This window comes from Lysinibacillus sp. FSL M8-0337 (genome assembly GCF_038593855.1).
Classification (GTDB): Bacteria; Bacillota; Bacilli; order Bacillales_A; family Planococcaceae; genus Lysinibacillus; species Lysinibacillus sphaericus_D.
On record NZ_CP151996.1, the window covers coordinates 3211023 to 3223424 of the forward strand.

The following is a 12402-nucleotide window of genomic DNA, read 5'->3' on the forward strand; positions in this document are numbered from 1 at the left end:
CCTTAAAAACCTCCGTCTAGTGCAATTGCTAATACTTCATCAGCAGATGACACTAGTTTAAATGTTAAATTTTCGCGTACACTTTCAGGAATATCTTCAATATCACGTTCATTATCTTTTGGGCAAATGATCGTTGTTAAACCTGCTCTGTGTGCACTTAATGTTTTTTCTTTCAAACCGCCAATCGGTAGAACGCGACCACGTAATGTAATTTCACCTGTCATGCCTACTTCACGACGAATCGGGCGATGTAAAATCGCAGAAACAATTGCTGTTGCCATCGTAATACCTGCTGAAGGGCCATCCTTTGGTACTGCGCCTTCTGGTACATGGATGTGGATATCATGCGTCTCGAAATATTCCGAATCCACATGAAGTTCTTCTATTTTTGTACGCACATAGGACAATGCCGTTTGTGCCGATTCCTTCATAACATCTCCGAGTTTCCCCGTTAACTGTATTTTTCCTTTACCAGGAGTTAAAGAAACCTCAATTTGCAACGTGTCACCGCCAACGGTTGTATACGCTAGCCCAGTTGCGACACCAATCTGATTTTCCTCTTCCGCTTGTCCATAGCGGAAACGGTGTTTTCCAAGGTATTCGATAACCGATTTGGAACTTACTGTAACACGTTTCTTTTCGCCAGACACAATAACTTTAGCGATTTTACGGCACAGCGTTGCAATTTGGCGCTCTAAACCACGGACACCTGCCTCACGCGTATAATAGCGTATGATATCCAGCACCGCTTCGTCTTTAATAACAACTTGTGTTTTCTTCAAGCCATGTTCTTTTAATTGCTTTGGTATTAAATGATTTTTTGTTATTTGCGCTTTTTCAATTTCTGTATAGCCTGCAATCGAGATGACTTCCATACGGTCCAATAAAGGGCCAGGAATTGTACTTAAATCATTGGCTGTTGCAATAAATAAAACGTTAGATAAATCATATGGTTCTTCAATGTAATGATCACTAAATGTGTTGTTTTGCGCAGGGTCCAACACTTCTAGCATTGCTGCTGCAGGATCTCCTCGGAAATCATTAGACATTTTATCAATTTCATCAAGTAAAAATACCGGATTAATCGTACCAGCTTTTTTCATCCCTTGAATAATACGACCTGGCATTGCACCAACATACGTACGACGATGGCCTCGAATTTCAGATTCATCGCGCACGCCACCTAAAGAAATTCGAATAAATTTGCGATCTAAACTTTCCGCAATTGAACGTGCTAATGAGGTTTTACCCACACCTGGAGGGCCAGCTAAACAAAGAATTGGACCACGTAATGAATTTTTCAACTGACGCACAGCTAAATATTCTAGCACACGTTCCTTTACTTTATCTAACCCATCATGATCGCGGTTTAAAATTTCCTCAGCATGCGTAATATTCATTCGATCCTCGGTTGCCTTTGTCCAAGGTAAGGAGACTAACCAGTCAATGTAATTGCGAATAACGCCACTTTCCGCGCTAGCACTCGGTAATTTTTCATATCGATCAAGCTCTTTTAGTGCCGCTTCTTTTGTCGAGTCAGGCATGCCCGTTTCATCGATTTGTTTACGCAATTCCGCAACTTCACCAGTTTTTCCTTCTCGATCCCCTAGCTCTGTTTGAATAGCTTTCATTTGTTCGCGTAAGTAATATTCTTTTTGTGTACGCTCCATTGATTGCTTTACTTTTGTATTAATTTTCTTTTCAAGGTCCAGCACCTCTTGTTCATCATGCAAGCGAATAATTAAATGATCTAAACGTTTTTTAACATTTAACATTTCTAAAACTTCTTGTTTATCCGCAATTTTGATTGGTAAATGCGAGGCTATAATATCAGCAAGGCGGCTTGGTTCTTCAATATCAGCCACTGTATTAATCGTTTCTGTCGTGATTTTGTTGGAGGATTTAGCGTATCTTTCAAAATACGTTAGCAATGTACGCATTAAGGCCTGCGTTTCTACATCTTTCTCAACTTTATCCTCTTTTACATCAATATCAACAACTGTAAATTTCTCTAATGCTTGATAATTAGACCAAGTTGCACGCGCAACACCTTCAACTAAAATACGTAGTGTGCCGTTTGGCAATTTAAGCATTTGCTTTACATACGCCATCGTACCGACTTGATATAAATCCTGTTCTTCTGGCTGTTCATCGTGCATTTCTTTTTGTGTCACCAATAAAATCAATTGGTCCTCTAACATTGCTTGTTCAAGCGCCGCTACAGAACGATTTCTACCCACATCAATATGTAACACCATCGACGGGTATACTAAAAGTCCACGTAAAGGCAATAATGGTACATTTGTTGTTTTTTGAATTGTTACCATGCGGGTATTCACCTCCGTCAAAAATTTTCTTGTTCACAATCCCGCGCTTCTAGTATGTGTTTAAAAAACCGATTCACACTATCTATTCAAACGAGCCAAAAATTTCATTTATTTACAGTCGCCGGCTTTATGTATGAATAAAAAGCTGACTCTCGATATGTGCGAACATTGCACAATCGAAGTCAGCTAAGTTACTCTTTTTCTCATAACAATAGACAGCTTTTGTCTGTTTATTATGCTGAAGTTTTTGTGTCGCTACCTTCATCGAGTTCAGTGCCATCTTCAAGAAGCAATTTCGGTTTCTCTTTATCCGTAATTGTTTTTGCCGTAATGATACATTTTTTCACGTCATCACGTGAAGGTAATTCGTACATTACTTCAAGCATTGTTGACTCAATAATTGAACGAAGACCACGTGCACCTGTTTTACGCTCAATTGCTTCCTTTGCAATTTCAGAAAGGGCACCTTCATCAAACTCAAGCTCAACACCATCTAGTTCAAGCATTTTTTGATATTGCTTCGCTAGCGCATTTTTTGGTTCCGTCAAAATTTGTACAAGTGCAGCCTCATTCAATTGTTCTAGGCTTGCAAGTACTGGCAAACGACCGATGAATTCTGGAATAAGACCAAATTTCAACAAATCTTCAGGAATTAATTTCGACATTAATGAACCTTCGTCCACTTCAACTTTATTAGGATCTGAACCGAAACCAATCACTTTTTCACCTTGACGACGTTTAATGATGGATTCAATACCATCAAATGCTCCGCCTACGATAAATAAAATATTTGTTGTATCAATTTGTAAAAACTCTTGGTGTGGATGCTTACGTCCGCCCTGTGGAGGCACACTTGCAACTGTACCTTCTAAAATTTTTAGCAATGCCTGTTGGACACCTTCTCCAGAAACATCACGTGTAATCGATGGATTTTCTGATTTACGTGCAACTTTATCGATTTCATCAATATAGATGATCCCTTTTTCTGCACGTTCGATATCATAATCTGCTGATTGGATTAATTTTAATAAGATATTTTCAACGTCTTCACCTACATAACCAGCTTCTGTCAAAGAAGTAGCATCTGCAATTGCGAATGGAACGTTTAATATACGTGCTAATGTTTGAGCTAATAATGTTTTACCGCTACCAGTTGGGCCGATTAACACAATGTTCGATTTTGCTAATTCCACATCATCAATTTTACTGTTTGTATTGATGCGTTTGTAGTGATTGTAAACCGCAACCGCTAAGGCTTTTTTAGCACGCTCTTGTCCAATAACATACTCATTTAAAATCGATAAGATTTCTTTTGGTTTCGGAATATCTTGGAAATCAATTTCTTCCTCAACACCTAGTTCTTCTACAACGATTTCTGAACAAAGTTCGATACATTCATCACAAATATAAACACCAGGACCTGCAACTAATTTACGTACTTGTTCCTGTGGCTTCCCACAGAATGAGCATTTTAAATTGCCTTTTTCATCATTAAATTTGAACAATATGTTTCACCCCTATTCAAGCTACAATCTTACAAGATTATTGAATCATTATCAAATAAATTGATTGCAACATTTACGTCATGGCGCAAATGCATCTAAATTTTGAATTATTTTCAAGTCTATTCAAACGATCGACCAGTTAGCTAAGTAATTGCAGCATTTGCGCAAAAACATTAATGGCTGTCTACTTGCTTTTATGCAAATAATTCGTGTTGATGCGAGCTTTCAGACGAACCCATGACCACTGTCTGATTTTTCAGCTTCATTTTTGAGGTTTTAGCTCCCTCAGTCGTAAAACCTAAGTGCGTTCTTCTTCCATTTTAACGGAGACACTATACTACTGCTACTTGTCGGCTTTACTACAATGAAGTTAAAGTTTAGCATCGTGTGAAAAATTAAACAACAATACTATGTATAAGATATTAACTAAAGTTGCCTCCAAAAGCATAACAGTTAGTAAAAATTGGATTTTTTCATTCCTCGACCTTGAGAGGTTGGGGCCCCTTTAGTCTAAACTAAAAAGCTATGTGTGATAAAACAAGGCACGGTTTAGCGCCGTACCTTGTTTTCTTAATTTTTCTATCTAGTTACGTTAAAAAATCTTATTCAGTAATTTTAGCGTTTTCTACTAAAAATTCAACTGTTTTTTGGATTTTGATATCATTTTCAAGAACAGCAGTACCGCCTAACGCACCAGTAATTTGTTCTTTCGTCATATTGAATTGAGCTGCCATTTTTTCTAATTCAGCTTCGATGTCAGCTTCAGTAGCTTCGATTTTTTCAGCGTCAGCGATTGCTTCAAGTGTTAATGAAACACGTACACGGCTTTCAGCTTCTTCTTTCATTTGACCACGTAGATCTTCTTCTGATTGACCAGAGAATTGGTGGTAAAGCTCTAGGTTCATACCTTGCATTTGTAAACGTTGACCGAACTCTTGTAACATGCGATCTGTTTCAGAGTTAACCATTCCAGCTGGTACTTCAAACTCTGCATTGTCAGCAGCTTTTTCTACTAATTCATCACGAAGTGTAGCATCTGATTCTGCTTGTTTTTGTGTCGCTGTTTGTTCTTTAATTTTTGCACGTAATGCTTCTACGCCTTCAACTTCTGGATCTAATTCTTTTGCAAACTCATCGTTTAGCTCTGGAAGTACTTTTGTTTTCACTTCTTTTACAGTAACTTTGAAAGTAGCTTCTTTACCAGCTAATTCAGCAGCGTGGTATTCTTCTGGGAAAGTTACAACAACGTCTTTTGCTTCGCCAGCTTTTACACCTACTAATTGCTCTTCAAATCCTGGAATAAATGAACCTGAACCGATTTCTAATGGGTAATCTTCGCCTTTTCCGCCTTCGAATGCTTCTTCACCTACAAAGCCTTCAAAGTCAATTACCGCTGTGTCGCCTTCTACGATTGCTTCATCTTCTTTGATCTCAAGTTCTGCTTTACGCGCTAATTGCTCTTGGATTTGAGCTTCAACTTCTTCGTCTGTTACTTCAACTGGAAGTTTCGTAACTTCTAAGCCTTTGTAGTCGCCAAGTTTTGGTTCTGGTTTCACTGTTACTTGTGCAGTGAATGAGAAATCTTGACCATGTACGAAGTTTTCTGTACCAGAAATTTCTGGGTAATCAACTGGCATAATACCAGCTTCGTCGATTGCTTTTGCATAAGAATCTGGAACGATGATTTCTAAAGCATCTTGGTATAAAGATTCAATACCAAAACGTTGTTCAAACATTTTACGAGGCATTTTACCTTTACGGAAACCTGGTACGTTAATTTGTTTTACAACTTTTTTGAATGCTTGGTCCATCGCTGCGTCTACTTCTGCAGCTGGTACTTCAATTGTTAGAGTACCGATATTACCTTCTTGTTTTTCCCATTTTGCTGACATGTATAAATACCTCCAAAATAATCTAAATTTCAATCACGCTTGACGTAATTGCGTCCGGATTTGTTAAAAAAATCCGCAACATATGCCAGCGACTTAACATTTAGCTCAAGTTTTCATACCCTACTAGAAAGTTAAAGCCATTGACATTAAATCCGCCTACTTAATGTGAAGTAAAGGATTTGGTTGATCAATTTTTAATGTTAGACAATTTATTCGTAACTACGATTTTGACAACCATTTTAGTATATCATAGATGCGTATAGTTTCAACTTATTTCATACTTCATGGAGTTCTGTTAGTTTTTCTAACATTTGTAAAAAGTCAATGATTTCATAGTCCATTTCCTGAACCTTACCAAGCATCGATTGTACAAAATCTATATAGCTATATGCAATATCATCGGCTTCAAAAGGAAACCATTCAAATGGATAAGTAACAATAGCATGCTTAGCCATTAAATATTGTACCATTTCCAACGTTGATGGGTCTTGCTCTAATTTAGATTCTATCATTTTTTTTATGTCATTATATTGTTTTAATTGATTCGGCAATGCCAGATGTATTGGATTAACCGTTTTAGTTTGTTTAAATTTAGAAACGATAATATCAATCGAAACTTCTTGCTCAACAAGTAAAATTAATGCAAGACTTTGCACAAATGGGTGGATATCAGCACATTCGATAATAGCCTTTAATGCATTTTTTAATTGCCGAACATTGGTATCCATTAAACGATGCAGTCGCAACGATTGCTCATTTGGTGTTAAAGCGATGAACTTCTCCAAATCATATTCTTGTTCTTCAATAAGTTCTTGTACGGCTTCTCTTTGTTGAAGCTTTTTAGCCACTTCACTATTTATACTTTTTAAGCGTTCGAATTTTTCTAGTTGAGCTTCTGGAAGTACATTTTCTTCTATCAAAGTAGTTATTATCGACTCCACTTGATGGTATTCCTTCAACTGCATACATATTGTAATGTATAGTTCCATTACTTCCACATACATTGAGGTGCCCAGAGCTAGCAGTTGTTCACACACTTCCTTTGCCTCCACATAGCGCTTCAGCTCATATAAAGCATATGCATAGGTGCATAAGGCTTTTTCATCACCACTTTCATATAAAAACGCCTTTTCAAAGCATGCCACTGCATCTTCATATTGGTATTTTTCCGCCAACATATGGCCCTCTCGAATTAATGTTTGGATGGCACCAGGAAAAACAACAATATTGTCATGTTTCATAACATGTCGCTTATGCTTTGTCATTTTCTCACCTCTTTAGATTTACTAATTGTTTATTTTTAACAAAAACTATTGAATTTCTATTCATAATTTGTAATTAATTGAATTATAATTAATAATACCCATTTTATTTTTCCTTCATAACAGACATCATTATATTCATTGTCAGCAAGACCAATACAAGTTGTTCATAAGGAGTGTAATACATGCCATTAATGGATACAATCATGGAATTTGATAGTCGCATCTCCCCCGTTTTTGAGGAATTATCTATTAAAGTTATATCGATTACGACAGCACACGGTCCGCTACAAGATTATTCAATTGACTTTGAATTATTTACACAGACAAAATTAAATACGTTTACAAAAGAAGCAACGACACATATTACAAGTATGCATGGCAATATTCCCGGTTCCATCTCGATTGGCCATCAACATCAAGCGTCACTTTTTATTATTCCCCAAAGCGTTCATATTGAATGCAACTATAAACTTTTGCAAATTGACATAAATGATATGAAACGTATTTTACAGCATCCTCATCCCACTCTCTATTATAGTGAGTGGCTTTTAGATGCCATCAAAAATGCTAGTATCCTTATGGAATTAAAAACAAATCAAAATACAATGATTGAATGGCCACTCGGCATCAAATCTGCCGTTATTTTATAGGAAGCAAAATAAAACACGTTTATGTAAAACTACATTTAACCGCAGCCTTGGACATACTAAAAGTATGTCTTTTTGTCGTGAATCAGGCTATGAATTGATCAGCCTTTGCGCTATTATCATATCAGCTTTCTATAGTTTCCGGTATTCCTATTGTGAAAGTAAGCATTAAATAATTCACTACAGACAAATTTCTTGAGTAAAAATGTATAATGAATGAGAGATTTATTTTTGGAGGCATTCAGCATGGAGATTAAAGAAACATTACAAACATTTTCATCTATGACACTTTCCGAACGGCAAGCTTTTTTTAATAAAGAGGGCGAATGGTTGCTAAAGGAAATGGTAGCGCATATCGGTTCAACAGACGGCGAACTACGCGATCACCTGATATATAGACTATTTATCGACTTATTGAGCGATAATTTCCTAAGTGCTCAGCAATTACAAGGTTTATTTGACACAGCAACCAGCGAAGATTTCCTATACGCTAACATTGGCGAACAAATGACGGATAGTGTTTTCACTCGCTCTTTTTCAGCTTTACTTGTAGCAGGCATTTTGGCAAAAGATAGTGAACTCCTTATTTTAAATGACACAAGCTTACAATCTTTCTTTAAAAAAATAGGGCGCTATTTGTTACTTGAAAATGATACAAGAGGATTTGTAGAAGGTAAAGGCTGGGCACATAGTGTTGCACACGGGGCAGATTTAGCGGCAATGACAATTAAACATCCGAAGTTTGATTTGCAACATGCTCCTTCTATCTTACATGCACTTAAACTAGTAACTTGGAAAGATGTTGTTTTTATCAACGACGAGGAAGAGCGCCTTGTAAATATTATTGAAGCATTATTAGCAAGGAATTATTCCGAGGAAGCACTATCTGAATGGGTAGAGCAAGTTTTTGATAAATTCGAAATGCATTTAGTAACACAAGGTTACAATCAAAGCTTTTTTAGTGGGCGTACTTGCACATTGAACGCAATGAAAACTTTGTATTTCGCTTTAAAAATGAATAACCTAGCACCAAAACTTCAAAACACACTGTATTTGCAAATCGCAAAGTGGTTGAAGCTCGGTTCTTAAATGCAAACCAGAACATCCAACGCATTTGGATGTTCTTTTTGCGAAAACCAATATTAATATACTAATATTTGTTAATTTTTCAAATCGTTTAATTATGTTAACATAATTTCAACAATGTACCAATATCCCCCTTTATAATCATCCCTTACATAGAAAATTTATCCTTTCAAGCACTTAAAACCGACTTTTCTCATACTCCTTTTTTAGATAAAACGCAACAAAAAAGTACCGAAAACATAGTTGCATCATGGACTTTATTACAAAACATCGTCTAAAATGTGAAATGATAATTTTCACAAAAAAATTATTTACTTAGTTAAATACGACAAACGCAGTATTTTCAACGTTTATACAGTGTTAATTTAACAAAACCTTAAAATACCAATAGTAAAATAGCTTTTTTTGTTCAAAAAATGTTCATAATCACCCCCTATTCATTATCAGTTCTATAATTAAATATTTTTTTTTCTAGTGAAGCGGGCGTATAATCCTATATGCAAACAAAGACATGGTGCGACCATCTACATTGAAAAATTGTCCAATTTATGGTGCATACATCATCATGTTTGTGAACGCTTGCAAAAGACCAATCATTTACTAGACTTTATGCTTCATATTGAACCATGCCATTGTCATTGTTAATGCAAACGTATTTGATTGGTACATCAGATAAAAGAGGTGACCTCAATACCCACTATTTATAAATGTGAATCAATACTACTACACATGAAATTTATGAATAGCCGTTTTATAGAAAGGAGTCAAACATGAATAAAAAATTTAGCTTAATGTTACTAGCATTTGGCGCTATCGCAATCCTGTCTGGTTGTGAACCATTAACTGTTTTCAATCCAAAAGGACCAAATGCTCAAACATTATCAAACACAATTATTTTATCCATTATTACAATGGCAGTTATTTTACTAGTCGTGTATGTGCTTTTTGCATTTATGCTAACAAAATACCGTGCATCAAAAGCTTCTGCCGATTATGAGCCACCTCATGAAGAAGGTAGTCATGTACTTGAAATTACATGGACAGTTATTCCTATTATTATCGTAGCATTCCTAGCAATTGTTACTGTAAAAACTACTAGTACGGTAGAAACAACACCAGAAGGTTATGACAATAAAGAACCACTTGTTATTTATGCAGCATCTTCAAACTGGAAATGGCACTTCAGCTATCCTGAACAAGGTATTGAAACTGTGAACTATGTAAACATTCCAACAGATCGTCCTATTGAATTCAAACTGTATTCATTCGGTCCAATTACAAGTTTCTGGATTCCACAGTTAGCTGGTCAAAAATATGCGATGAGTGACATGTTAACAACTATTCACCTTGCAGCTGATGAAGTTGGCTCATTCATGGGGCGTAACTCAAACTTTAATGGTCGCGGATTCGCGGAAATGGAATTTGAAGCACAATCTATGACACAAGCAGACTTCGATCAATGGGTTAAAGACGTAAAAGCGAACGAAAAACCATTAACTGAAGAAAAATTCAAAGAATTATTAGCAGCTGAACATGTAGGTCGTTCAAGCTACTCTTCTACTCACTTAGATTTCAGCCCTGCACCAATGGCACATGGTGACATGGATATGGAAGGTATGGACCATGGGAACATGGACATGTCTGACGAAGATATGAACCATGAAGATATGGATCATTCCAAAACAGATGCCGAAACACATTCACACTAATTTTCAAATTTGAAAGGAGCGCATCCTATGAGTATGGAAGAATTATTCCATCCACTGCAAGAACCGATGATTTTAGCAGCAGCTATTAGTATCGTAGTTGGAGCAGTAGTTGTCGTAGCAGGCCTTACGTATTTTAAAAAATGGGGCTACTTCTATAAAAACTGGCTATCAACAGTCGATCATAAAAAAATCGGTATTATGTATATCGCCGTTGCACTTTTAATGCTTTTCCGCGGTGGTATCGACGCACTTTTAATGCGTGCACAAACAGCAGTTCCTGATAACGGACTACTTGATGCACAACACTATAATGAGATTTTCACTACGCACGGTTTAATCATGATTTTATTCATGGCAATGCCATTTGTTATCGGTTTAATGAACATCGTTATTCCATTACAAATCGGTGCTCGTGACGTTGCGTTCCCACGTCTAAACGCTGTCAGCTTCTGGGCATTCGCAGCAGGTTGTGGTTTACTGAACCTATCATTCATTATTGGTGGTTCACCAGATTCAGGTTGGACAGCCTACTTCCCATTAGCAGGTACAGAATTTAGTCCAACTGTTGGGAACAACTATTATTCTTTAGCACTACAATTATCAGGGATCGGTACGTTATTGACTGGTGTTAACTTCATCACGACAATCTTTAAAATGCGTGCTCCTGGTATGACTTTAATGAAAATGCCAATGTTTACTTGGTCAATTTTAATCACAAACGTTATTATCGTATTTGCTTTCCCAGTATTAACTGTAGCACTTGCATTAATGATGTTAGACCGTCAATTCGGTACAAAATTCTTTGCGATGACAGACGGCGGTATGGACATGCTTTGGGCCAACCTATTCTGGGTTTGGGGACATCCTGAAGTTTACATCGTTATTCTTCCTGCCTTCGGTATCTTCTCTGAAGTTATTGCAACATTTGCTCGTAAAAACTTATACGGTTACAAATCAATGGTAATGAGTATGGTTGTTATTTCATTACTATCATTCTTAGTATGGGCCCACCACTTCTATACAATGGGTCACGGCGTTATGGTAAACAGTGTATTCTCTATTACAACAATGGCGATTGCTGTTCCAACAGGGGTTAAGATGTTCAACTGGTTGCTCACTATGAGGCACGGTAAGATTCAATTTACTACCCCAATGCTTTATGCACTTGGCTTTATCCCGATTTTCACAATCGGTGGGGTTACAGGTGTAATGCTCGCGATGGCAAGTGCCGACTATCAATATCATAATACGATGTTCTTAGTTGCCCACTTCCACTATGTATTAATTCCAGGTACAGTATTTGGTGTACTTGCAGGTTACCACTTCTGGTGGCCAAAAATGTTCGGTTTCCGTTTAAATGAGAAATTAGGGAAAGCTGGTTTCTGGTTTATCGCTATCAGCTTCAACGTAGCGTTCTTCCCTCTATTTATTTTAGGTTTAGATGGTTACGCTCGTCGTATGTACACTTACTCTGAATCTACTGGTTATGGTCCACTTAACCTGCTATCGTTCATCGGTGCACTTGGACTTGCAGTCGGCTTTGCGTTAATTTGCTATAACATTTACTACAGCTGGAAACATATGCCTCGTAACGAGAAAGCAGATGTGTGGGATGGTCGTTCATTAGAATGGGCTACTCATTCTCCAGTTCCTGAATACAACTTTGCAGTAGTACCAACAATTACACGTTTAGATGAGTTCTGGTTTGCGAAAAAAGAAGGTCGCGATATTACTGCAGGTAAAATCGAGAAAATCCACATGCCTAACAACACAGGTACGCCTTTCTGGACAAGTGGTTTCTTATTCCTAGCAGCATTCTTTGCAGTATTTAATCTATGGATTCCAGCCATCATCAGCATGCTTGTTGTATTTGGCTTCATGGCTCATCGTTCATTTGAAGATGATCATGGTCGTTACATTTCAGTTGAAGAAATTATGGAAACTGAAAAAAGTTTGAGAGGTGATAAATAA

At 37.0% G+C, this 12402-nt stretch carries 8 protein-coding genes; 4 read left to right on the top strand and 4 right to left on the bottom strand.

Annotated features, from left to right (window positions below; translation table 11 throughout):
- Positions 1-2 precede the first annotated feature (2 nt).
- From lon to MKY08_RS15560, 4 genes are all read right to left on the bottom strand, one after another.
- Positions 3-2327 (bottom strand): endopeptidase La, encoded by a 2325-nt coding sequence (lon, locus tag MKY08_RS15545; RefSeq protein WP_024363209.1) that lies wholly within the window; start codon positions 2325-2327, stop codon positions 3-5.
- Between the two features lie 233 nt (positions 2328-2560).
- Positions 2561-3832: an ATP-dependent protease ATP-binding subunit ClpX gene (gene clpX, locus MKY08_RS15550; protein ID WP_024363210.1), complete on the bottom strand. Its 1272-nt coding sequence runs from the start codon at positions 3830-3832 to the stop codon at positions 2561-2563.
- 602 nt (positions 3833-4434) lie between these two features.
- Positions 4435-5724: a trigger factor gene (gene tig / locus MKY08_RS15555; protein WP_069508626.1), complete on the bottom strand. Its 1290-nt coding sequence runs from the start codon at positions 5722-5724 to the stop codon at positions 4435-4437.
- A gap of 275 nt (positions 5725-5999) precedes the next feature.
- A complete protein-coding gene (locus tag MKY08_RS15560; protein ID WP_069508628.1) occupies positions 6000-6989 on the bottom strand; it encodes a DUF3196 family protein in 990 nt (329 codons plus the stop codon).
- 182 nt (positions 6990-7171) lie between these two features.
- On the opposite strand from MKY08_RS15560, the gene MKY08_RS15565 reads away from it, so the two are divergent.
- From MKY08_RS15565 to qoxB, 4 genes are all read left to right on the top strand, one after another.
- Positions 7172-7639, top strand: a complete 468-nt coding sequence (locus MKY08_RS15565) for a hypothetical protein (protein WP_069508631.1) — start codon at positions 7172-7174, stop codon at positions 7637-7639.
- 243 nt (positions 7640-7882) lie between these two features.
- Complete coding sequence (locus MKY08_RS15570; RefSeq protein WP_069508633.1) at positions 7883-8725, top strand: DUF2785 domain-containing protein; 843 nt, start codon at positions 7883-7885, stop codon at positions 8723-8725.
- 767 nt (positions 8726-9492) lie between these two features.
- The gene (gene qoxA, locus MKY08_RS15575) at positions 9493-10431 is read left to right on the top strand and encodes a cytochrome aa3 quinol oxidase subunit II (protein ID WP_069508635.1); all 939 of its coding nucleotides are present in this window, start codon (positions 9493-9495) and stop codon (positions 10429-10431) included.
- 27 nt (positions 10432-10458) lie between these two features.
- On the top strand, positions 10459-12402 hold the full coding sequence (qoxB, locus tag MKY08_RS15580; RefSeq protein ID WP_069508637.1) for a cytochrome aa3 quinol oxidase subunit I: 1944 nt from the start codon (positions 10459-10461) through the stop codon (positions 12400-12402).